General features: G+C 74.6%; 18 protein-coding genes and 1 pseudogene. 11 read left to right on the top strand and 8 right to left on the bottom strand.

All coding sequences use genetic code 11. The features are described 5' to 3' along the window. Positions 1–118: 118 nt before the first annotated feature. The gene (locus CNO22_RS02555) at positions 119–1,711 is read right to left on the bottom strand and encodes an HNH endonuclease signature motif containing protein (protein WP_408609686.1); all 1,593 of its coding nucleotides are present in this window, start codon (positions 1,709–1,711) and stop codon (positions 119–121) included. Beyond that, positions 1,701–2,054, bottom strand: coding sequence for a hypothetical protein (locus CNO22_RS28745; protein WP_157936758.1), 354 nt, complete (start codon positions 2,052–2,054; stop codon positions 1,701–1,703). Before CNO22_RS28745 ends, CNO22_RS02555 begins: the two co-directional genes overlap by 11 nt. 147 nt (positions 2,055–2,201) lie before the next feature. Here CNO22_RS28745 and CNO22_RS02550 point away from each other — a divergent pair. Then, positions 2,202–3,110, top strand: a pseudogene (locus tag CNO22_RS02550) (IS1595 family transposase); the annotation flags it as partial. Between the two features lie 154 nt (positions 3,111–3,264). Here the strand turns inward: CNO22_RS02550 and CNO22_RS02545 are convergent. After that, positions 3,265–3,933: an ACT domain-containing protein gene (locus tag CNO22_RS02545; protein WP_100497786.1), complete on the bottom strand. Its 669-nt coding sequence runs from the start codon at positions 3,931–3,933 to the stop codon at positions 3,265–3,267. Between the two features lie 203 nt (positions 3,934–4,136). On the opposite strand from CNO22_RS02545, the gene gatC reads away from it, so the two are divergent. Genes gatC through gatB form a run of 4 tightly spaced genes read left to right on the top strand, consistent with a single transcriptional unit; the run spans position 4,137 to position 7,727 of the window. Then, the gene (gene gatC / locus CNO22_RS02540; protein ID WP_100497785.1) at positions 4,137–4,526 is read left to right on the top strand and encodes an Asp-tRNA(Asn)/Glu-tRNA(Gln) amidotransferase subunit GatC; all 390 of its coding nucleotides are present in this window, start codon (positions 4,137–4,139) and stop codon (positions 4,524–4,526) included. Next, a complete protein-coding gene (gene gatA, locus CNO22_RS02535) occupies positions 4,523–6,058 on the top strand; it encodes an Asp-tRNA(Asn)/Glu-tRNA(Gln) amidotransferase subunit GatA (protein WP_198588056.1) in 1,536 nt (511 codons plus the stop codon). The genes gatC and gatA overlap by 4 nt, the downstream gene beginning before the upstream one ends. Next, positions 6,055–6,237, top strand: a complete 183-nt coding sequence (locus CNO22_RS02530) for a hypothetical protein (protein WP_100497784.1) — start codon at positions 6,055–6,057, stop codon at positions 6,235–6,237. Before gatA ends, CNO22_RS02530 begins: the two co-directional genes overlap by 4 nt. Beyond that, a complete protein-coding gene (gene gatB, locus CNO22_RS02525; RefSeq protein ID WP_100497783.1) occupies positions 6,234–7,727 on the top strand; it encodes an Asp-tRNA(Asn)/Glu-tRNA(Gln) amidotransferase subunit GatB in 1,494 nt (497 codons plus the stop codon). Before CNO22_RS02530 ends, gatB begins: the two co-directional genes overlap by 4 nt. 111 nt (positions 7,728–7,838) lie before the next feature. On the opposite strand, the gene CNO22_RS02520 is transcribed toward gatB, so the two are convergent. The 3 genes from CNO22_RS02520 to CNO22_RS02510 are packed head-to-tail and all read right to left on the bottom strand — an operon-like array spanning position 7,839 to position 10,260. Further along, positions 7,839–9,002, bottom strand: a complete 1,164-nt coding sequence (locus CNO22_RS02520; RefSeq protein ID WP_100497782.1) for a PQQ-dependent sugar dehydrogenase — start codon at positions 9,000–9,002, stop codon at positions 7,839–7,841. A gap of 40 nt (positions 9,003–9,042) precedes the next feature. Then, the gene (locus CNO22_RS02515) at positions 9,043–9,414 is read right to left on the bottom strand and encodes a PH domain-containing protein (protein WP_100497781.1); all 372 of its coding nucleotides are present in this window, start codon (positions 9,412–9,414) and stop codon (positions 9,043–9,045) included. A gap of 24 nt (positions 9,415–9,438) precedes the next feature. Continuing rightward, complete coding sequence (locus tag CNO22_RS02510) at positions 9,439–10,260, bottom strand: helix-turn-helix transcriptional regulator (protein ID WP_100497780.1); 822 nt, start codon at positions 10,258–10,260, stop codon at positions 9,439–9,441. A gap of 88 nt (positions 10,261–10,348) precedes the next feature. Here CNO22_RS02510 and ilvD point away from each other — a divergent pair, with 88 nt between their 5' ends. From ilvD to ilvC, 6 genes are all read left to right on the top strand, one after another. Next, a complete protein-coding gene (gene ilvD / locus CNO22_RS02505) occupies positions 10,349–12,052 on the top strand; it encodes a dihydroxy-acid dehydratase (RefSeq protein WP_100497779.1) in 1,704 nt (567 codons plus the stop codon). A gap of 151 nt (positions 12,053–12,203) precedes the next feature. Beyond that, positions 12,204–14,804: a putative bifunctional diguanylate cyclase/phosphodiesterase gene (locus CNO22_RS02500; RefSeq protein ID WP_157936757.1), complete on the top strand. Its 2,601-nt coding sequence runs from the start codon at positions 12,204–12,206 to the stop codon at positions 14,802–14,804. After that, the gene (locus CNO22_RS02495; RefSeq protein ID WP_100497777.1) at positions 14,801–17,506 is read left to right on the top strand and encodes an EAL domain-containing protein; all 2,706 of its coding nucleotides are present in this window, start codon (positions 14,801–14,803) and stop codon (positions 17,504–17,506) included. Before CNO22_RS02500 ends, CNO22_RS02495 begins: the two co-directional genes overlap by 4 nt. A 304-nt stretch (positions 17,507–17,810) precedes the next feature. Further along, on the top strand, positions 17,811–19,682 hold the full coding sequence (locus CNO22_RS02490) for an acetolactate synthase large subunit (protein ID WP_100497776.1): 1,872 nt from the start codon (positions 17,811–17,813) through the stop codon (positions 19,680–19,682). Between the two features lie 10 nt (positions 19,683–19,692). Then, positions 19,693–20,220 (top strand): acetolactate synthase small subunit, encoded by a 528-nt coding sequence (gene ilvN / locus CNO22_RS02485; RefSeq protein ID WP_100497775.1) that lies wholly within the window; start codon positions 19,693–19,695, stop codon positions 20,218–20,220. 75 nt (positions 20,221–20,295) lie between these two features. Then, a complete protein-coding gene (gene ilvC, locus CNO22_RS02480; RefSeq protein ID WP_100497774.1) occupies positions 20,296–21,324 on the top strand; it encodes a ketol-acid reductoisomerase in 1,029 nt (342 codons plus the stop codon). Positions 21,325–21,415: 91 nt separating this feature from the next. On the opposite strand, the gene CNO22_RS02475 is transcribed toward ilvC, so the two are convergent. Next, positions 21,416–21,829: a hypothetical protein gene (locus CNO22_RS02475; RefSeq protein WP_100497773.1), complete on the bottom strand. Its 414-nt coding sequence runs from the start codon at positions 21,827–21,829 to the stop codon at positions 21,416–21,418. 20 nt (positions 21,830–21,849) lie between these two features. Next, positions 21,850–22,620, bottom strand: a complete 771-nt coding sequence (locus tag CNO22_RS02470; protein WP_100497772.1) for a hypothetical protein — start codon at positions 22,618–22,620, stop codon at positions 21,850–21,852. Positions 22,621–22,668: the final 48 nt, after the last annotated feature.

Below are 22,668 nucleotides of genomic sequence, written 5' to 3'. Positions count from 1 at the left end.
TGGGATGGATGGGGGTATAGTATGTGGCGGGAGGGTATGGACGCGGTCGCGGCGACGGAGTGGGAGAAGTAGGGAGTCGTGGGCAGCCGACGCGCGTGGAACCCGACCCGGGTAGCCCTCAGGAGGGCGGGGGCTCGGTGACCGCGGTCAGGCCGGTGGGGGTGGTGACGGTGAGGGTGCCGTCGGGGGCGAGGTCGTGTCGCCAGCCGGGGGCCTGGTGTTTGCTGCGGTGGTCGCTGGTGCAGTAGCCGGCCAGGTTGGCCGCGGCGGTCTCCCCACCGTCGGCGTAGGGCCGGTGGTGGTCCAGTTCGCCGGCCTGGGGCACGCGGCGGCGGCAGCCGGGAAAGCGGCAGCGGCGGTCGCGGGCGCGGAGGAAGCGGTCCAGCTGGGCACCGGGTGTGTAGCCGTCGGTGGGGCCGGGTCGAGCCAGCCCGGGGCGGCCGGTGAGGTCGTGGCCGCAAGTCTGGGGCTGGCGCCGGCAGGCGGGCCGGCCGCAGGTGCCTGCCCGGCGCAGTCCGGGCAGGTCAGTCAGGGGCAGCAGCGCCCCGGTGACCGCGTCGGTGAGCGCGATGCGGGGCCGGTCGGCGAGCCCGCCCCCGGCGGTGCGGTCGAGCAGGTCGGCGAGCTGCTCGCGCTGGGCGTCCGCGGCGGCGGCGAGCGCGCCGAGCGCGTCGGGGGCGGTGTTCACCTGCCCGGCCGGGCTCGCGGCCCAGACGGCCTCGGTGGCGGCGTCGGCCTTGACTGCGGTGCGCACGCTGCGGGAGGCGTGGCCGAGAGCCATGCGGGCGGCGTGCAGCGCCGCCCCGGCGTCCTCCACCGCCCGGTCCGCCTGCGCCCACCAGCCGCTGCCCGGCGGCGGGTCGGTGTCCGGCGGTAGCTCGGGGTCCGGCTGCACGTCGGTGTCCGGTGACTGCGCGGTGTCGGGTGGCGAACTGCCGCCCGGCCCTCCCGCGGCACCGGTGTGGGTGTCATCGGTGTCCTCCGGGCGCGGGACACCGGGTTCCGGCAGCCAGTCGACCTCCTGGCCCGGCGCCCCGGGAACGGCGTCGTCGGGTTGCGGCTCCGGGCCCGGGTCGGGCTCGTCGGGCAGCTCGCCGGCCAGCACCCGGCGCTCCAGTTCGTCCCACCAGGCGGCCAGCTCGGCCTGCTCGGCCTCCTGCCACGGCGTGCCCGTCGCGGCCGCGGTTGCGTCGGAGTCGAACCCGGCGAAGGCGCAGGCCAGCTGGCGAGCCATCTCCGCGGGCACCAGTTCCCCGTCCACCTCACCCGGGGCGTCCCCGCCGAGCGTGGTGGCCACCGAGGCGACGATGGTCAGCAGCACCCGCACCGGCGGCAGTTCGGTCTCACCGGGGCGCAGCACCAGGTCCAGCAGGGCGTCGACCATCTTCTGCCCGCGGGTGCGCACCGGCCCAGCGGGCTCGTCGACGATCGTGTCGGCGCACTGCACCAGCGCGGCGTGCAGCGCCTTGGCCTCCGGCAGCGTGCACACCACCGTCACCGCCGCCATCCCGTCGGCCCGCTCCGGCCGGATGGAGATGCCGCGCTCCTTCAGTGCCTTGGTCAGCCGCCGCGCCGCCGCGGCCGCATCCCGCTGGGCCACCAGCGTGCGGGCCTTGTCGCCCAGCTGCGCCGGGCTGGTCACCCGGTGCCGCTCCGCCATCCAGGCCAGCAGATCGGCCTCGATCTCTGCGCGGAGGGTGTCACTGGCGATCGGGGCGACGTGCTGGCGCAGGTGCCACAGGTGCCCGCGGTGCAGCAGCCCGGACTCCAGCGCCTGGAGGGGTGCCCGGCAGCCGCTGCACCAGGGTGAGGGATTCCTCGAGCAGGTCCTGCGCGGCCTGCTGGGTCAGGTTCAACGCGATCGCCAACTCCGGAGTGGCCCACTCCGACAACGGGCGCAGGACCTCCGGGCGCGCCGCCCACCGCTCGGCGCTCATCGCCCCACGCTCGCCCTGCTGGCGGTCCACCGACGCCGGCCGGGACGCGGCGAACTCCGCCACCGCCCGCGCCTTGACCGCCGTCTGCCGCGAGATCTCCCGATCCGCGGCCTGCACTGCCCCCAGCGGCCCGGTCGCCCACCCGACGACAGGCGCGTCAGCGGCTACAGCGCTATAGGCCGCCCTGTCGTCCACGTGTTCGATCATACGACCTGGGTATCTGCTTGAGTGAAGTAGACTTCGCGGATGGAGCAGCCCCGTCCAATCGCCGGGTCGGACTATCCGGGCACCTATCAGGAGCTGCTGGCCTGGTTTCCAGACGACGCTGCCTGCCGGGCTTATCTGGAGAGGTTGCGGTGGCCGGAAGGGTTCTCGTGTCCGGTGTGCGAAAACCGCGATCACTGGCGGACCAGCCGTGGGCTGCTGATGTGCGCCGCTTGCCAGAGAAAGACATCGGTCACCGCGGGCACCATCTTCCACCGCACTCGCACTCCACTGGCGACCTGGTTCGCGGCCATCTGGTTCATCACGTCGCAGAAGAACGGGGTGTCGGCGCAGGGTCTGCAGCGAGTGCTCGGTTTCGGGTCCTATGAGACGGCCTGGGCGTGGATGCACAAACTGCGGCGGGCGATGGTGCGCCCCGACCGCGAGCAGCTGGCCGGCGACGTCGAGCTGGACGAGATCTTCGTCGGTGGCCGCTCCACCGGCCGGCCCGGCGCCGGCACCAGCAAGGTGCCCATCATGGTCGCTGTCGAGCGCGGCGCGGGCCGGCGACTGGGCCGGGTGCGCATGCAGGTCGCCGATCGCCCCAACATGGCCGCCATCGTGGAGTTCGCCCACGATGTCGTGGCGCCGGGATCGACCATCCACACCGACGGCACGCGCCTGTTCCGCCGCCTCGGCTCGATGGGCTTCCCACACGAATACACAAACAGCTACCAGGCCGATGATCCGAACACGGTCATGCCCGGCGTCCACCTCGTCTCGTCACTGCTGAAGAGATGGCTGACCGGCACGCTGCACTACGCGGCAAGCGCCGAGCACCTCGACTACTACCTCGACGAGTTCACCTTCCGATTCAACCGCCGGAAGTCGGCCGAACGCGGCCTGCTCTTCTATCGGCTACTGCAGCAGGCGGTCGGCGCCGACCCGCATCCCCTGAAGGAACTGATCGGAGGCCGCCGACCTGGTCTACTGCACTCAAGCAGATACCCAGGTCATACGTTCGAGCGGGACGCTGGTGCAAGGGGAAAGCGCAGGTCAGCGGGGCGGAGCTTGAGGTCGTTGGTCGGCCCCCGCGAGACCGGTCGGCAGGCGAGGCGGGTGCTCAGGCCGGGGGCAGGTGGACGACGCTGGCCGCGATACCGGCGAGGTGGACCAGCCGCAGCAGCTCCGAGCGTCGGAACGCCGGCCCTCCGGAGCGGCCGAGGACCACCGCCGTCTGCGGGCTGACGAACGGGGTGGCCATCATCTCGATGGCCATCTCGCGCCAGCGCTCCGGCAGCCAGTCGGCCTCGCTCGGCAGCAGTCGAGCGCTGGACAGCGGCAGCCAGGGCAAGGTCATCCCGTCGAAGGACGGCGCGGCGTCGGACGCGGCGAGCACCTCGCACGGGCCGTCGGCGTCCCCGGAGAGGACGACGGCCCAACCGCTGTGGAACACCCGCGGCAGCTCGGCGGCCAGCAGCTTCGCCCCGGTGCCCTCGGCCGCCCGGGACAGCGCCTCCAGCAGCTCCAGCTCGCGGTGGGTGTCCAGCGGCCCGGCGAAGGGGCGCAGCGACTCGACCTGCACGCCCGGCACGGCCTGCGCAGCGGTGATCAGGTTGTCGGGCAGCCGATCGGGGGGCAGGTCCACGACGATGTCGTCGACCGCGACGTCCCCACCCCGCTCGAGCACGTCGACGGAGACGATGTCGATGCCCGCCTCGCCCAGCGCCGTGGCCACGGCGCCGAGGATGCCGGGGCGGTCGGGCACGACCAGCCGCAGGAGATAGGACACGGTGCCTCCGTGTTCGAGGGTCGGCCGATCTCCGTCGATCGCGGGCGGCGACAGCTTCCCCCATCGAGCCCCGACCGGTCGAGCGACCTCCCCGGACGGCCTCCGGCCGACCGGCGCCGCGGGCCCGGCACGTACAGTGGCTGGGTTCCGAACGTGGTGACGAGCGCCCGTCGAGCGCCGACCGAGGAGAGTCCCGCCCCAGCATGAGCACCCCCTCCCCGCAGGAGACGACCGGGTCGCAGGCGCCTGCCGCGCTCGGCCGCGAGGACACCACCGGACTCGGGCGTGGCGGCACCGCCGGACTCGGGCGCGAGGACGTCGCGCACCTGGCCCGACTGGCCCGGCTGGCCCTCACCGACGAGGAGCTCGACCACTTCGCCGGGCAGCTGTCGGCGGTGCTCGACGCGGTCGCCGAGGTCGGCAAGGCCGACGTCGACGACGTCCCCCCGATGACCCATGCGGTGCCGCTGACCAACGTCACGCGTGAGGACGTCGTCACCCCGAGCCTGCCGCGCGACGTCGTCCTCACACAGGCACCGGCGGCCGAGGACGACCGCTTCCGCGTGCCGCAGATCCTCGGGGAGGAGGAGTGAGCACCCCGGTGAACACCGACCTGACGACCCTGGACGCCGCCGAGCTCGGCCGCCGGCTGGCGGCCGGCGAGACCAGCTCGGTCGAGCTGACGCAGGCCTACCTCGACCGGATCGCCGCGCAGGACGACGTCCTCGGCGCCTACCTGCACGTCGACCCCGAGGTCGCGCTGGCCCGCGCCGGTGAGGTCGACGCCGCCCGTGCCGCCGGCGAGGAGCTCGGCCCGCTGGCCGGCCTGCCGGTGGCGCTCAAGGACGTCTTCGTCACCGAGGGCGTGCCCACGACCAGCGGCTCGCGGATCCTCGAGGGCTGGCGGCCGCCGTACGACGCGACCGTCGCAGCCAGGCTCAAGGCGGCCGGCACGGTGCTGCTCGGCAAGACCAACATGGACGAGTTCGCGATGGGCTCCTCCACCGAGAACTCCGCCTACCGCCCGACCCGCAACCCGTGGGACCCCGACCGCATCCCCGGCGGCTCCTCGGGCGGGTCGTCGGCCGCGGTCGCCGGCGGGCTGGCCCCGTGGGCGCTGGGCACCGACACCGGCGGCTCGATCCGCCAGCCGGCCGCGCTGACCGGGCTGGTCGGGCACAAGCCCACCTACGGCGCGGTCTCCCGCTACGGCCTGATCGCGTTCTCCTCGAGCCTCGACCAGGCCGGTCCGATGGCGCGCACGGTCCTCGACGCCGCCGTCCTGCACGAGGCGATCGGCGGGCACGACCCGCGCGACTCGACCAGCATCGACGCCCCCGTGCCGGTGCTCGTCAAGGCCTCGCAGGAAGGAGCACGCGGCGAGCTGGCCGGCCTGCGCGTCGGCGTCGTCCGCGAGCTGGGCGGCGACGGGCACACCGACGGCTACGACGCCGGGGTCCTCGAGCGCGTGCGGGAGACCGTCGAGCTGCTGGCGGGCATGGGCGCCGAGGTCCGCGAGGTGTCCTGCCCGGCGTTCGACCTCGCCCTGCCGGCCTACTACCTGATCGCGCCGAGCGAGGCCTCGTCCAACCTGGCCCGCTTCGAGGGCATGCGCTTCGGCCTGCGGGTGGGGGACGACGGCAGCCACTCCCTCGAGGAGGTCATGTCGCTGACCCGCGAGCAGGGCTTCGGCCCCGAGGTGAAGCGGCGGATCGTGCTGGGCACCTACGCCCTGTCGGCCGGCTACTACGACGCCTACTACGGGCAGGCGCAGAAGGTCCGCACGCTGATCACCCGCGACTTCACCAGCGCGTTCGACGACGTCGACGTGCTGGTCAGCCCGACCAGCCCGACGGTCGCCTGGCCGATCGGCGCGCGCGTCGACGACCCGCTGGCGATGTACGCCGCCGACCTGTGCACCCTGCCGGCCAGCCTCGCCGGGCTGCCGGCGATCTCGGTGCCGTGCGGGCTGTCCGAGGGCCTCCCGGTCGGCTTCCAGGTCATGGCCCCCGCGCTGTCCGACGACCGCTGCTACCGGGTCGCCGCCGCGGTCGAGGCGGCCCTGGACGCCGCCCGCGGCTCCCGGCTGCTCGACGAGCTGGCGAACCGGGAGGCCGCCGCGTGAACGGCGCGCTCAAGGCCGCATGGGCCCTCACCGCGTTCGTCGTCCTCGTGGGCCTGATCGGCTGGATCGCCACCGGCGAGGCGTTCTTCGCCGTCTTCATCGTCCTGGGCCTGGTGACCGCTGCCGGGGCGTGGCTGAGCGGCCGCAGCACCGGTCCGAAGGAGAACAAGACCCCATGACCGACACCCTCGTCGACTTCGACGAGCTCCTCACCCGCTACGAGCCGGTCATCGGCCTTGAGACCCACGTCGAGCTGGGCACCGCGTCGAAGATGTTCTGCGGCTGCGCCACCACCTTCGGCGCCGAGCCCAACACCCAGACCTGCCCGGTCTGCCTGGGCCTGCCCGGCTCGCTGCCGGTGGCCAACGCCGCCGCGATCGAGGCGACGATCCGCATCGGGCTGGCGCTGGGCTGCCGGATCGCCTCGTGGTGCCGCTTCGCCCGGAAGAACTACTTCTACCCGGACATCCCCAAGGGCTTCCAGACCAGCCAGTACGACGAGCCGCTGTGCACCGCGGGCCACCTGGACGTCGAGGTGGACGGCGAGACGTACCGCGTGGAGATCGAGCGGGTGCACCTCGAGGAGGACACCGGCAAGAACCTGCACGTCGGCGGGTCCACCGGGCGCATCCACGGCGCCTCGCACTCGCTGGTCGACTTCAACCGGGCCGGCATCCCGCTGGTCGAGATCGTCACCCGGCCGATCCCCGGCGCCGGCGCCAAGGCCCCCGAGGTCGCCCGCGCCTACGTCACCGAGCTGCGCGACATCATCCAGACCCTCGGTGCCTCCGACGTCCGGATGGAGCAGGGCAGCCTGCGCTGCGACGTGAACACCTCCCTGGCGCCGGTCGGCAGCCTCGAGTGGGGCACCCGCACCGAGACCAAGAACGTCAACTCGCTGCGCAGCGTCGAGCGGTCGGTCCGCTACGAGATGCGCCGGCAGGCCGCCGTCCTGGACGCCGGTGGCCGGGTGCTGCAGGAGACCCGCCACTTCCACGAGGACACCGGCAGCACCTCGCCCGGGCGCAGCAAGGAGGAGGCGACCGACTACCGGTACTTCCCCGAGCCCGACCTGGTGCCGGTCGCGCCGGACGCCGAGTGGGTCGAGAAGCTGGCCGCCGAGCTGCCGGAGCTGCCCGCCGCCCGCCGCGCGCGGCTGCAGGAGGAGTGGGGCCTGTCGCCGACCGAGATGGCCTGGCTGGTCAACGCCGGCGCGCTCGGCCTGGTGGACGCCACCGTCGCCGCCGGTGCCACGCCGGCCGACGCCCGCAAGTGGTGGCTGGGCGAGCTGGCTCGCCGCGCCAATGACGCCGGGGTCGAGCTCGCCGAGCTCGCCGTCACCCCGCGGCAGGTCGCCGAGCTCACCCGCCTGGTCGCCGAGGGGACCGTCAACGACCAGCTGGCCCGGCAGGCGCTGGACGGCGTGCTGGCCGGCGAGGGCGACCCGGCGCAGGTCGTCGAGGCCCGCGGCCTGGCGGTCATGGGGGAGTCCGACGAGCTGGTCGCTGCCGTGGAGGCCGCGATCGCGGGGGCGCCCGACGTCGTCGCCAAGGTCCGGGGCGGCAAGGTGCAGGCCCTCGGCGCGCTGGTCGGCGCGGTCATGAAGGCCACGCGCGGCAAGGCCGACGCCGCGACCGTGAAGCGGATGCTCGAGGAGCGCGTGCTGTAACACCGTCGGCCTACCGGCCGACACCGCGGCCACGTGCCGTCCCCTGCTGAGTTGAGCCGCTGCGTCGTCCCCGTCGGGACCTCTCCGGGGCCCACTCGGGCGCGACAGGGACTACAACGGGCTGTTCCGGGCTCCGCCGGGCGGGAAGACGCGCAGCACCCGGTCGTCGTCGGGGGCCGGGGTGCCGACGCCGTCCTTGTTGGACGTCGTGATCCACAGCGCGCCCTCGCCGTCGAGGACGACGGTGCGCAGCCGGCCGTACCGGTCGGTGAGGAACTCGGTGGGCTCCTCGCTGACCGCGCCGCCGCCGTCGAGTTGCACCGTGTGGATGCGCCGGCCGTCCAGCGCTCCGAGGAAGACGGTGCGCCCGGCGACAGCGCAGCCGCCGAGCCCGCCCTCCGCGGGGTCGAACTCCACGACCGGGTCGGTGCTGTCCGGCCCCGCCGTCGGCCAGCCGGCGTCGCCGCCCGCGGTCACGGCGTTCAGCTCGTCGGGCCCCTGCGCCGAGTCGTCGGTGGCGTAGAGCGACTGGTCGCCGCCCACGCACAGGGCAGTGACGTCGGAGTGGCCGGTGCTGTGCACGGGGCCGGCGCCCAGGGGGCGGCCGAAGACGTCGACGTGCAGCACCTTGCCGGCCAGCGAGGCGGGGTCCTGGGCCAGGGCGGCGTTCCCGGTGTCGCCGGTGCCGACGAACAGCGTGCCGTCGGGGGCGAAGACCAGCCCGCCGCCGTTGTGGGTCTCGCCGCGCGGGATGCCGGTGAGCACGGGGTTCGGGGTGCCGCCCATCGGAAAGCGGACCACCCGGTTGTCGGTGGCCGTCGAGACGTAGGCGTAGAAGAGCCCGTCCTCGGCGAAGGTCGGCGAGAGGGCCAGGCCCAGCAGGCCACCGTCCCCCGCGGTGTCGATGCCGCCGACGGTCATCAGCTCGCGGGCGGGGGAGTGGTCGGGGAAGACCTGCAGCAGTCGCCCGGTCTCGCGCTCGCCGACGACCGCGCTGCCGTCGGGCAGCACCACCAGCCCGGTGGGCACGGTCAGCCCGGAGGCCACCACGTTCGGGTCGCCGGCCTCCTCCTCGGACTCCGGGTCGGCCGGGTCGCCCGGACCGGGTGCCTGCGGGGACTCCGGAGGCGGGCCGACCTGCGGCGGCGGGCCCTCCGGCTGCGGTCGGAAGGGGCCGGCCGGCTCGTAGCCGTCGCTGCCGCACCCGGCCAGGACGACGGCCAGCAGGGCGGCGCCGGCCAGGCTCCGTCCCCGTCGCGCCCGCTGCCGGCTCACGCCTCGCACAGTACGTGCGCGAGCTGGGAGCACGGCGGCATCAGGCGGGGCCGGGCGCCGGGATGCGGCCACCGGAGACGGCGGACAGGCGGGGCAGGTCGCGGACCCGGAGCACCGGCAGTCGCAGCTCGGTGCCGCGGGTGGTCACCAGCGACAGGTCGCCGCGCTCGCGGACGCGGATGCCGGCCACCTCGTCCCAGGGCACGGCGCGCGAGCCGGCCAGCGAGCGCACCGTGACGCCGCTGTCGCCGACGTCCACCCCGGCCCGCAGCACGTACGCCGCGGCCAGGACGGGGACCAGCAGGAACACCAGCGTCCAGACGGCGGCGAACGCCAGGGGCAGGACGCAGACCACCAGGAAGACGACCGGCAGCAGCGCCACCCGGTTCATCCGCAGACGCGCTGTCGCCACGTCCGCACATCCTCCCAGACCGGCTCAGGCCGACAGCCGCGCCAGCCGGTCGGCCGCGTCCCCGCCCTCGGCGGCGGTGTAGACCACCAGCTGCAGGCCCGGGGCGTCGGCCGGCGTGAGCTGGTGGTGCTCGAGCAGCAGCGTCCCGACCCGTGGGTGCTCGAAGCGTCGCTCCGAGGAGCTGAACCGGTCGACGTCGTGGCTGGCCCAGCCGGTGCGGAAGTCCGGGCTGGCCACCTCGAGCCGGGCCACCAGGTCGACCACCTCCGGGTCGGCCAGCCGCGGGCCCACCTCGGCGCGGAACTGGGTGAGGAAGCGGCGGCTGTCCCCGGTCCAGTCGGCGAGCAGGTGCCGCACGGCCGGGTCGGTGAACACCAGCCACAGCAGGTTCCGCTCGGCCGTGGGCACGGCGGCCACGCCCGGGTAGAGCCGTTCGTAGGCGCGGTTCCAGCCGACGATGGTCCAGCCCGCGGTGATCGCGTAGGCGGGGGAGGGGCCCAGCGCGTCGAGCAGCCGCTGCACGTGGTCGGGCATGCCGTCGGCGGCACCGGCCGGGGCGGCGCCGCCGTGCCCGGTCAGCCGCAGCACGTACTCGTGCTCGGCCGGTGACATCCGCAGGGTGCGGGCCAGCGCGTCGACCACCTGCCGCGAGGGCCGGATGTCGCGGCCCTGCTCGAGCCACGTGTACCAGGTGTGGCTCACCCCGGAGAGCAGCGCGACCTCCTCCCGGCGCAGCCCCGGCGTCCGCCGCGGGCCGACGGCGGGCACCCCGGCGACCCGCGGGTCGACCTGGCGACGGCGGGAGCGGAGGAACTCGGCCAGCTCGCGCCGGGCGGTGGCGGACACGGCTGCTCCTCACGGCCCGGTGGTGGTGTCGGTACCAGTATCACCGCTCTCTCGGCGCGGGCGGAGAACCGGCCTAGGCTCTCGGGACGTGACGACCGTGGAGGAACCCCGCACCACCGCCGACGTGAAGCCCCGCAGTCGCGAGGTGACCGACGGCATCACCCGGGCGCCGGCCCGCGCCATGCTGCGCGCGGTCGGGATGGGCGACGACGACTGGGAGAAGCCGCAGGTCGGCGTCGCCTCGTCGTGGAACGAGATCACCCCGTGCAACCTCTCGCTGGACCGGCTGGCCAAGCGGGCCAAGGAGGGGGTGCACGCCGCCGGCGGCTACCCGCTGGAGTTCGGCACCATCTCCGTCTCCGACGGCATCTCGATGGGTCACGAGGGCATGCGCGCCTCGCTGGTCTCCCGCGAGGTCATCGCCGACTCGGTCGAGACGGTGGTGTTCGCCGAGCGCCTGGACGGCACCGTGCTGCTCGCCGGCTGCGACAAGTCCCTGCCCGGCATGCTGATGGCCGCCGCCCGGCTCGACCTGGCCAGCGTCTTCCTCTACTCGGGCTCGACGCTGCCCGGCAAGCTCGGCGACCGCGACGACCTCACGATCATCGACGTCTTCGAGGGCGTCGGCGCGTGCGCCCGCGGGCTGATCAGCCGCGAGGACCTCGACGCGATCGAGAAGGCGGCCTGCCCGGGCATGGGCTCCTGCGGCGGCATGTACACCGCCAACACCATGGCCAGTGTCGCCGAGGCCCTGGGCATGGCCCTGCCCGGCAGCGCCGCTCCGCCGGCCCCTGACAGCCGCCGCGACGCCTTCGCGGTCGCCTCCGGCGAGGCCGTGGTCAACCTGCTGCGCCAGGGCATCACCGCCCGCCAGATCATGACCAAGGAGGCGTTCGAGAACGCCATCACCGTCGTCATGGCGCTCGGCGGCTCCACCAACGCCGTCCTGCACCTGCTGGCCATCGCGCACGAGGCGCAGGTCGACCTGACCCTCGACGACTTCAACCGGATCGGCGACCGCACGCCGCACCTGGCCGACGTGAAGCCCTTCGGCCGGTTCGTCATGACCGACATCGACCGCGTCGGCGGCGTCCCGGTGGTGCTGCGCGCCCTGCTCGACGCCGGCCTGCTGCACGGCGACGTCCTCACGGTGACCGGCAGGACGATGGCCGAGAACCTCGCGGAGATCGCCCCGCCGGACCTGGACGGCACGATCGTCCACGCGATGGACGACCCGATCCACAAGACCGGTGGGCTGACGATCCTGCGCGGCTCGCTGTCCCCGGAGGGCGCGGTCGTGAAGTCGGCCGGCTTCGACGCCGACGTCTTCGAGGGCACCGCGCGCGTCTTCGACGGCGAGCAGGGCGCGATGGACGCCGTCACCGACGGCACCCTGCAGGCCGGCGACGTCGTGGTGATCCGCTACGAGGGCCCGAGGGGCGGGCCGGGCATGCGCGAGATGCTCGCCGTCACCGGGGCCATCAAGGGCGCGGGCCTGGGCAAGGACGTCCTGCTGCTCACCGACGGCCGGTTCTCCGGCGGGACGACGGGGCTGTGCGTCGGCCACGTCGCGCCCGAGGCCACCGACGGCGGCCCGATCGCATTCGTGCAGGACGGCGACCGCATCCGGCTGGACCTCACCACGCGCACTCTCGACCTGCTGGTCGACGAGGACGAGCTGGCCCGCCGCCGGGCCGGGTGGACGCCGCTGCCCCCGCGCTACACCACCGGCGTCCTCGGCAAGTACGCCAAGCTGGTCAGCTCGGCGGCCCAGGGCGCGGTCTGCGGCTGACGCCGTCCGCCTCCCCCGGTCCCCGCCCGGGGCCCGGGGGAGGCGGTACCCCCAACGGGTGAGGGTGGGGCCCGCCCGGGTGTCGCCGGTCCGGATTCCTGCCGACTGAGCAGGTGTGGACAGGCTGAGGTGGTGGCTCCTCGGGAGCGCCGTGCCCGTGGGGACCGCCTGCGCGGTGTCCGCGAGCACGCCGGGACCGGGGTACGTTGGCGACTTCGCGCTGGCCGCGCTCGGCATCGCCACCGCGGTCGTGCTGTGGACCGCGGGGCGGTCGAAGCAGACCGGGTGGCGGGGCTGGCGGCTGTTCGCCCTGACCCCGCTGATGCCGGTGGTCGGCACGGTCATGGTCACGGTCGCCGCACCGGACTCCCCGCTGGAGCAGGTCGCCCTGCGCTGGCTGCCCACCGTCCCCGGCTACGTGCTCCTCGTCCTCGCCACCCTCACCCTCGTCGCCCCCTCGCGGCTGCGCGGCGGGGCCCGCCCGGCCGTCGAGCTGGCGCTGTTCCTCACCGCCTGCGTCCTCGTCGTCCAGGTGCTCGTGCTCGGCCCCGACCCGCGCTGGACGGACCTCACGCCGACCGCGGCCGTGGTCCTCGGCGCGGCCGTCGTCGTGACCTCGGCCGCCATGGCCGCGGCACTGCTCCTGCTCGGCGTCATCGAGAGCCGCCGCCAGCCCATGGCGCTGGTGCTGCTCGCCGCGACGTCCCTGCTCGCACCGGGCCGGGCGCTGGGCACCTCGGCGACGCTGACCGGCGAGGACGCCGTCGGCGACGTCGGCCGGTTCCTCATCGCCGGCGGCTTGGTGCTGCTCGGCGCCGCCGTCCTGCTCGACCCCGGCCCCTGCCCCGAGTCCGGCCCGCGCCCGCACAGCGGCCGCTCCACCCAGCTGCGCCAGCTGCTGCCGCACCTGGCGATGCTGGCCGCCCTGCTCACCTCGGCCGCCGCCACCCTCACCGGCCACCGGCCGGGCACCGTGCTGGTCGCCGGCGTGTTGCTCTGCGCGGTGCTGTCCCTGGTGCACCGCTGGCTGACCGCCCGCGACGAGCAGCACCTCGACGCCCGGCTGCGGCGCAGCGAGGCGTACTTCCGCTCCCTGGTGGCCGCCAGTGGCGACGCCGTGCTCATCCTCGACGGCCGGCTGCGGGTCACCTGGACCTCGCCGACCCTGGGGACGACGCTTGGCAGCGCCGCCGCGGTGCCGGTGGGCGCCGACCTGCTCGAGCTGGTGCACCCCGACGACGCGCTGCCCGTCGCCCGTGCCCTGCAACCCACGACCGCGGACGCGACGCCCCCCGGCGTGCTGGGCCTGCGGCTGCGGCACGCCGACGGCACCTGGCGGCACCTGGAGGCCAGCCTCTCCGACCTGCGCTCGGACACCGTCGTGGGCGCCGTCGTCCTGCACTGCCGCGACACCACCGAGCGGGTCGCGCGGGAGCGCGCGCTCGAGCAGGTCGCCTTCACCGACCCGGTCACCGGGTTGCTCAACCGCGCCGGCTGCGAGCGTCGGCTCGAGCAGGCCCTGGCCGAGGCCGGGACGACCTGCCGCAGCCTGCTGCTGATCGAGCTCGACGGCCTCGACGAGGTGCGCGAGGACGCCGGCCGCGACGTCGTCACCGCGGTGCTGGTCGAGGTCGGCCGGCGGCTGCGGGCCACCGTCCGCGGCGCCGACGCGGTCACCCGCGTCGGCGGGGGCGCCTTCGCCGTCCTGGCCGAGGGTGCGCCGCAGGCCGTCGACCTGCTGGCCGACCGCTGCCTGTCGGTCATCGAGCAGCCGCTGGACACCGCCGCCGGGCTCTTCGACCTCAGCGCCAGCATCGGCGTGGTCGACCTGGGCGCCGCCGAGTCGGTCACCGACCTCATGACCCGCGCCGAGCTCGCCGTCCGGGCGGCGGCGGCCACCGGCACGGGCACCGCGCTGCGCTACCGGCCGGCGCTGGGCAGCGCAGCCGAGCGGCGCGCCCGGCTGCGCGAGGACCTGCCCGGTGCCTGGGACCGCGACGAGCTCTCGGTGCTCTTCCAGCCGGTGGTCTCGCTGGGCGAGCAGCGGGTGACCGGCGTCGAGGCGCTGCTGCGCTGGCAGCATCCCGAACTCGGCGAGGTGCCGCCGGCGGAGTTCGTGCCGATCGCCGAGCGCGCCGGCGTGATCGGCGAGCTGCAGCGCTGGGCGCTGGAGACCGCCGCCGCGGCCGTGCTGCCCCTCCCGCACGGCGTCGCGCCGCTGCGGCTGGGGGTGAACATCTCCGCCTCGCACGTCGCCGCCCGCACCCTGGTCCGCGACGTCGCCGCCGTGCTGCAGTCGACCGGGTTGGCACCCGAGCGGCTGATCCTGGAGATCACCGAGGCGACGCTGATGTCCGAGGGCGAGCACGTGGCCGTCGACATCGAGGCGCTGCGGCTCATGGGCGTGCACGTGGCGCTCGACGACTTCGGCACCGGCCGCTCGTCGCTGGCGCACCTGACCCGGCTGCCCATCGACATCCTCAAGCTCGACCACGCGTTCGTGCTGCGAGTCGACCGCGACCCGAAGGCCCGCGCGCTGTGCGAGTCCGTCGTCTCGATCGCCGGGGCCCTGGGCCTGGACGTCGTCGCCGAGGGCGTGGAGACGCCGGCCCAGCTGGGCGCGCTGCGCGCCGCGGGGTGCGGCTTCGCGCAGGGCTTCCTGCTGGCCCGGCCGATGCGCCTGCTCGACCTCGTCGGCGTGCTCGACCACGGTGCCGGTCAGCTGTGGCCCGGTCTCGTGGGGTCCCGGTGACCGGCACCCGCCGATCCCGTGTCCTCGGTGTCCTGCCGGTCCTCGTCCTGCTCGGGCTGCTCGCCGCGGTCACGGCGACCCTGGAGCTGACCCGGTCCCCGCTGGCCCTGGTGGTCGTCCCCGCCTGCCTGGCCCTGGCGTCCGGCGCGGCGGCGGTCGTGGCCGAGCGCGGCGCCGGCCGCCTGCCGGAGCGGTCCGCGCGGCCGTGGCGGGCGCTGGCGTCGGCGATGGCGCTGCTGGCCGTGGGCCAGGTGCTCGCCACCGTCCGCGCCGGCGCGCACCTGGAGTTGGGCGGCGCGGAGGACGTGCCGATGCTGCTGGCGGTGCCGCTCGCGATCCTGGCCGTGCTCCGGCTGCTGCCCCCCCGGTCGCGGCGGTGGCCGGGCTCGCGCACGGTGCTCGACGGCCTCATTGCGACGCTGGCGGTCGCCGTCCTCGGCCACGTGCTGCTGGCCGCGCTCCTCTCCGGTGTAGAGGGAGCGGCCGACGGGCTGATCGCGGTCGGCTACCCGGTCGTCGGGGCCCTCCTGGTCGGCGTGGGGCTGATCACCGTGACCGGCGTCCGCGGCGCGCGCCGTGGAGCCGCGGCCTGGCTGCTCGCCGCCTCGGTCGCGATGGCGACCGTCGCGGTCGGGGGTGCGCTCGGCCGGACGCTGGGCAGCACCGCCGCCACCGTCGTCACCGAGCAGGCCTGGCTGGCCATGCTGGCCGCGAGCGTCCTGGCCGTGTGGTCCGACCCCGGTGAGCCGGCGACGCCGGACCACGACCGGCCGATCGTCCCGCTGCGCGGCCTGGTGCTGGCCTCCGGCATCGCGTCGAGCGTCCTGCTGCTGCTCCTCGCCGGCGTGCTGGCCGGGCGGCCGATCGACCCGGTCGAGGCCGGCGGGGGAGCGGCGCTGGTCGCCCTCACCTCGCTGCGCACCGTGCTGTGGGCCGGCGACGGCTACCGGCTCACCCGGCGCCTGCTGCGCACCGAGGGGTACTTCCGTGCCCTGGTGCACAGCGGCGACGCGGTCACCGTCGTCCTCAGCGGGAACGGCCGCATCGGCTGGGCCTCGGGCGCCGTGCAGGCCCAGCTCGGCTGGACCGACGCCGACCTCACCGGGCGGCTGCTCGCCGAGCTGCTGGACGACGCCGACCGCGACCTCGTCCCCCGCGTCGCGCAGGCCGTCCGCGGCGGCACCACGGTGAGCCTGCTGCCCACGACCGTGCGGCTGCGCGCCCGTGACGGCAGCTGGCGCGACGTCGAGCTCACCGGTGCAGCGCCGTCCGGCGCCGCCCCGGCCGGGGTGTCCGGCGCCGCGGACAGCGGCGGCCTGGTCCTGCACCTGCGCGACGTCACCGACCGCAGCGCCGGCCAGCGCGAGCTGGAGCGGATGGCCTACACCGACTTCCTCACGGGCCTGCCCAACCGGGCCCGCTTCATGGCGGCGCTCGGCGAGGTGTCCGCCGGCACCGCCCCGGGCTGCCTGCTGCTCGTCGACCTCGACGGTTTCAAGGCGGTCAACGACGTGGCCGGCCACGACGCCGGCGACCGGCTGCTCTGCGAGGTGGCCGAGACGCTGCGCGCCGCGGCGCGGGAGGACGACGTCGTCGCCCGGCTCGGCGGGGACGAGTTCGCCGTCCTCGTGCGGGCCGGCCGGGACGAGGCCACCGCGCTGGCCGAGCGGCTCGTCGTGCTGCTCGACCGCGACCACCGCCCACCGGCCCCCGACGGCAGCGGCCGCGGCGGGCTGGTCCTCCCGGTCTCCGGCAGCGTCGGCGTGGCCGAGCTGCGCGTCGGTGGGGACCCTGCCGAGGCCGTGCGCCGGGCGGACCTGGCGTTGCGTGCGGCCAAGGCCGCCGGCAAGAACTGCGTCCGGACCACCGGTGAGGCGCTCGACCGCGTCGTCGACCGACGCGCCCGGCTGGCCCGGGACCTCCCCGACGCGATCGCCGACGGCGGCCTGTCGGTGGTGCTCCAGCCGGTCGTCGGCGTGGAGGAGGGCCGCGTCCTGGGCCTGGAGGCCCTCGTGCGCTGGCGGCACCAGGAGCTCGGCGACGTCCCGCCGGAGGAGTTCGTCCGGGTGGCCGAGGACGAGGGCCTCATCGTGCCGCTGGAGCGCTGGGTGTTCGGAGCCGCGACCGCGGCCCTGGCACCGCTGCTGGCGCAGGGGCACGACCTCAAGCTCGGCGTGAACGTCTCCGTCCGGCACCTGCAGGCCGGCTGTCTCTCCGCCGACGTCGCGCGGGCGCTCGCCGCCTCCGGCGTGCCGGCCTCGCGCCTGATGCTGGAGATCACCGAGTCGGTGCTCGTCGATGCCGAGGACCGGGTCGATCGCGAGCTGGCCGCCCTGCGCGAGGCCGGCTGCGTCATCTCCATCGACGACTTCGGCAAGGGCCACTCCACCCTGGCCCGGCTCTCCCGGTTGCCCGTCGACGTCCTCAAGCTGGACCGCGACTTCCTGGCCCACATCGAGGACGACCCGCGCACCGCGGCCGTCGTCGCCAGCGTCGTCGAGCTGGGCCGCACCCTCGGCATGGACGTCGTCGCGGAGGGCGTGGAGACGCCGGGCCAGCTCGCGGCGCTGCGCCGGCTGGGCTGCCGGTTCCTGCAGGGCTACCTGCTCGGCCGCCCGGTGCCCGCCGCCGACCTGCCCGCGTTGCTGGTCCGGCCGGTCGCGGGCGTGCTGGCCGGCGACCGCACGCCGTCCCACGTCTGACGACACGCGCTCTCACTGAGTGGGACGCCCTGGTTGACGACGGGCCCGGTCGAGGCGCACAGTGGCCGCGTGTGCTCGGCCTGCCTGCTCCTCGTAATCGCCTAGCGCGTCGGTCCCTCCCACCGACGCGCTGACCCCTCCGTGCCCACAGGCACGGGGGGTCTTTCGTTTGCGGGCCCCGACCTCATCCGACTCCGCCGGCCCGCCGCAGGCGCCGCCGCACACCGCACGGCACCCATCGATGGCCCCGCCCAGGGGAACCCCAGCAAGGACCGACCAGCGCGATGCACGGCCAGGAGACGCCATGACCAGCACCACCCCGGGTGGGTCCGCCACCCGCGAGGCCGCCGAGGCACTGACGGGGGTCGAGACGACCGCCCGCTCGGTCGAGGAGGCCGCCGCCGAGCCGCTCACCGGCATCACCGGGGCGCAGAGCCTCGTGCAGTCCCTCGAGGCGGTCGGTGTCGAGGTGGTCTTCGGGATCCCGGGCGGGGCGATCCTGCCCGCCTACGACCCGCTGTTCGACTCCCGCGTGCGCCACGTGCTCGTCCGGCACGAGCAGGGCGCAGGGCACGCGGCCACCGGCTACGCCCAGGCCACCGGCCGGGTCGGCGTCTGCATGGCCACCTCCGGCCCGGGCGCGACCAACCTGGTCACCCCGCTGGCCGACGCCTACATGGACTCGGTTCCGATGGTGGCGATCACCGGCCAGGTCCCGAGCGCGGCGATCGGTACGGACGCCTTCCAGGAGGCCGACATCCGCGGCATCACGATGCCGATCACCAAGCACAACTTCCTGGTCACCGACGCCGACGAGATCCCGCAGCGGATCGCCGAGGCCTTCCACCTCGCCGCCAGCGGCCGCCCCGGCCCGGTGCTGGTCGACATCTCCAAGGACGCCCTGCAGGCCACCACCGACTTCACCTGGCCGCCGCGGCTGGACCTGCCCGGCTACAAGCCGACCACCCGCCCGCACGGCAAGCAGGTCCGCGAGGCGGCCGCGCTGATCGCCGCCGCCCGCCGTCCGGTGCTCTACGTCGGTGGCGGCGTCATCAAGGCGCAGGCGAGCGCCGAACTGGCCGAACTGACCGAGCTCACCGGCGCCCCGGTGGTCACCACCCTCATGGCGCGCGGCGCGTTCCCGGACAGCCACCCGCAGAACCTCGGGATGCCGGGCATGCACGGCAACGTCACCGCGGTCACCGCGCTGCAGAAGGCCGACCTGCTCGTGGCCCTGGGGGCCCGCTTCGACGACCGGGTCACCGGCCAGCTGTCGTCGTTCGCCCCCGAGGCCAAGATCGTGCACGCCGACATCGACCCGGCCGAGATCGGCAAGAACCGCAAGGCCGACGTGCCCATCGTCGGGGACGCGCGGGAGACGATCGCCGAGCTGGTCACCGCGCTGCGCGCCGAGCGCGACGCCGGCCGCACCCCGGACCTGTCCGCCTGGTGGGCGCAGCTGGACCAGTGGCGCCAGAAGTACCCGCTGGGCTACGACTGGCCCGAGGACGGCGCGCTGTCGCCGCAGTACGTCATCGAGCGGCTGGGCGCGATCGCCGGGCCCGACGCCATCTACGCCTCCGGCGTCGGCCAGCACCAGATGTGGGCCGCCCAGTTCATCAAGTACGAGAAGCCGGGCACCTGGCTCAACAGCGGCGGCCTCGGGACGATGGGCTACGCCGTCCCGGCGGCGATGGGTGCCAAGTACGGCTGCCCGGACACCACCGTGTGGGCCATCGACGGCGACGGCTGCTTCCAGATGACCAACCAGGAGCTGGCCACCTGCGCCATCGAGGGGATCCCGGTCAAGGTCGCGCTGATCAACAACGGCAACCTCGGCATGGTCCGGCAGTGGCAGACCCTCTTCTACAAGGGCCGCTACTCCAACACCAAGCTGCACCCGGTGGACGCCGAGGGCCGGCCCACGCCGGTGCGCATCCCCGACTTCGTGGCCCTCGCCGAGGCGCTGGGTTGCGTGGGGCTGCGCTGCGAGAGCAAGGACGACGTCGACGCCGTCATCGAGAAGGCGATGGCCATCAACGACGCCCCGGTCGTCATCGACTTCATCGTCGGGGCCGACGCCCAGGTGTGGCCGATGGTCGCCGCGGGGGCCAGCAACGACGACATCCTGGCCGCGCGGGACGTCCGCCCGGTCTTCGGCGACGACCAGGTCTGAGGAGCACCCCATGTCCCGCCACACGCTGTCGGTCCTCGTCGAGAACAAGTCCGGCGTCCTCGCCCGCGTCTCGGCGCTGTTCAGCCGGCGCGGCTTCAACATCGAGTCGCTCGCCGTCGGGCCGACCGAGAACCCGGACCTGTCCCGGATGACGATCGTCGCCGACGCCGAGAGCCAGCCGCTGGAGCAGATCACCAAGCAGCTGAACAAGCTCATCGAGGTCATCAAGATCGTCGAGCTGGAGGCCGAGGCCGCGGTCCAGCGCGAGCTGCTGCTGGTCAAGGTGCGCGCACCGATGGCCGACCGCACCCAGGTGCTGCAGACCGCCGAGCTGTTCCGCGCCCGCGTCGTCGACGTCAACACCGACACCGTGACCCTGGAGGCGACCGGCACGCCGGACAAGCTCCAGGCCCTGCTCGCCGTCCTCGCCCCGCTCGGCATCAAGGAGATGGCGCAGTCGGGCACGGTCGCACTGGGCCGGGGTCCGCGCTCGATGAGCGGCGCCGGTACGTTGCGCCCGGTCGAGCGCACCGCCTGATCCACCCCGGACCTGACCCATCCTCCGGCGTTTTCCGCGGAAACCGCCGTCCTGTACCGAAGGAGCACGTACCGCATGGCCGCCGAGATCTTCTACGACGACGACGCCGACCTCTCGATCATCCAGGGACGCACCGTCGCCGTCCTGGGCTACGGCAGCCAGGGCCACGCGCACGCCCTGTCGCTGCGCGACTCGGGCGTCGACGTCCGCGTCGGCCTGCCCGAGGGCAGCAAGAGCCGGGCGAAGGCCGAGGCCGAGGGTCTGCGGGTCGTGACGCCGGCCGAGGCCGCCGCCGAGGCCGACCTGGTGATGATCCTGGCGCCGGACCACGTGCAGCGGAACCTGTACAAGGAGTCGGTCGAGCCCAACCTGCAGGACGGCGACGCGCTGTTCTTCGGCCACGGCTTCAACATCCGGTTCGGCTACATCAAGCCCCCGGCCGGCGTCGACGTCGCCATGGTCGCCCCGAAGGGCCCCGGCCACCTGGTGCGCCGCGAGTTCGAGAACGGCAAGGGCGTGCCCTGCCTCGTGGCGGTCGAGCAGGACGCCAGCGGGCAGGCCCTGCAGCTGGCGCTGTCCTACGCCAAGGCGATCGGCGGCACCCGCGCCGGCGTCATCAGGACCACCTTCGCCGAGGAGACCGAGACCGACCTGTTCGGTGAGCAGGCCGTGCTCTGCGGGGGCGCCAGCGCGCTGATCACCGCGGGCTTCGAGACGCTGACCGAGGCCGGCTACCAGCCCGAGGTCGCCTACTTCGAGTGCTTGCACGAGCTCAAGCTGATCGTCGACCTCATGTACGAGGGCGGCATCGCCAAGCAGCGCTGGTCGGTCTCCGACACCGCCGAGTACGGCGACTACACCTCGGGCCCGAAGGTCATCGACCAGCACGTCAAGGACGCCATGAGGGACGTCCTGGCCCGCATCAAGGACGGCTCGTGGGCGGCGGAGTTTATCGCCGACCAGGACGCCGGCGCGCCGGACTTCAAGCGCCGCCGGGCCGAGGCCGAGGCGCACCCGATCGAGGAGACCGGGCGCAAGCTGCGCGGCCTGATGAGCTGGGTGTCGGCGTCCGACGACTACACCGGTACCGCCGCGCGCGGCTGACGAAGGACCCCCTGCAGGGGCCCGGGACGGGCCCAGAACGACAGAGGCCCCCGCTGCCGGCCGGCAGCGGGGGCCTCTGTCTTCCCGGCGGCTAGCGGTCGCGGGAGGCGGCGAACCACTCGCGGGACGGCGCCTGCAGCAGGAGCACCACCGCACCGACGGCGAGCAGCAGGAGCAGCGCGGGCAGGAAGCTGACCCCGCCGCCCTGCAGGACCCCGACGACGAGGCCGGTCAGGGCGACGACGCCGGTGACCGCCGAGGCGGCGATCAGCGGCCGGCCGGCCCGGCCCCGGAGCACCGACACCGCGCCCCACAGGCACGCCGCCGTCAGCACCAGGTAGAGGACGCCGAACAGCGCCAGCAGGCCCGCCTGCGCGCTGAAGGTGAAGGACACCAGGGCCACCAGGAACAGCAGCGTGGCCTCGGCGAAGCCCGCCACGCCCGCCATGAGGACGTGCGGCGGTCGCTGCGCGCCGCCGCCGCCGGGCCGGCCGGTCGGGGGCACCGGGCGCCCCCCGCCCGCGGTCACCGGCCGCGCCGCGCGCGGTGCGCGGCGTAGAACTGCGCGGCCGGCCGCAGGCACAACAGCACGACGATCGCCAGGGCCGCGAGGAAGAGCAGCAGGGAGAAGACGACCTCGCCGCCACCCACCTCGCCGGTCGAGAGCCCGGCGAGGACGCTGACCAGGAACAGCGCGGTGACCGCCACGGCGATCGCCCCGCCGACCAGCAGGAGCACGCGGCTGCGCCCGGTCAGTGCGCGCACCGCGCCCCAGATCATCAGCACGGTCCAGACCAGGGCCAGGACACCCGCGACCACGAGCGCGCCGGTGATCTGCCCGGTGTCGACCCCGCTGGTGTCGACGTCCTGGAGGGCCGGGTCGCTGGCGACCAGGTCCTCGAAGACCGTCCCGAACACCGCGCCGCCGAGGAGCAGGCCGAGGGACACCAGCACGCCGAAGGCGCCGAAGACGAAGCCGAGGACCGCGGCGACCACGACCGGCGCGGGTCGTGCGGGCACCGCCGTCTGGCCGTACTGGCCGTACTGGCCGTACTGGCCGTACTGGCCCTGCGGCGCGTACGGGCCGTAGCCGCCGGGCTGGCCGTACTGCTGGGCGTACCCGGGCTGCCCGGGCGGCCGGCCCTGGCCGTAGGGGGAGGGCTGGTACTGCTGACCCCCGTACGGCTGCCCGGTCTGCCCACCGCCCCCGGACTGCTGCGGCGGCTGCCCGTACTGCTGCGGGGGCGTGTACCGCGGGTCCGTGCCGGAGCCGGACTCGTCGTCGTGGGTGCTCATGCTCTCCTCCGTCGGCCGGCGCCCGCCGACCGTCCCGGCCAGGATGTC

This window comes from Geodermatophilus chilensis (genome assembly GCF_002802985.1).
Classification (GTDB): domain Bacteria; phylum Actinomycetota; class Actinomycetes; order Mycobacteriales; family Geodermatophilaceae; genus Geodermatophilus; species Geodermatophilus chilensis.
The sequence above is the reverse complement of the archived record's forward strand: the minus strand, read 5'-3'. Positions and strand labels throughout refer to the sequence as shown.

Bases quoted from the DNA above. Each gene is read 5' to 3' on its own strand.
- gatC (WP_100497785.1), top strand. From the start codon at position 4,137: ATGAGCACCCCCTCCCCGCAGGAGACGACCGGGTCGCAGGCGCCTGCC.
- gatB (WP_100497783.1), top strand. From the start codon at position 6,234: ATGACCGACACCCTCGTCGACTTCGACGAGCTCCTCACCCGCTACGAG.
- CNO22_RS02490 (WP_100497776.1), top strand. From the start codon at position 17,811: ATGACCAGCACCACCCCGGGTGGGTCCGCCACCCGCGAGGCCGCCGAG.
- ilvN (WP_100497775.1), top strand. From the start codon at position 19,693: ATGTCCCGCCACACGCTGTCGGTCCTCGTCGAGAACAAGTCCGGCGTC.
- ilvC (WP_100497774.1), top strand. From the start codon at position 20,296: ATGGCCGCCGAGATCTTCTACGACGACGACGCCGACCTCTCGATCATC.
- CNO22_RS02470 (WP_100497772.1), bottom strand. From the start codon at position 22,620: ATGAGCACCCACGACGACGAGTCCGGCTCCGGCACGGACCCGCGGTAC.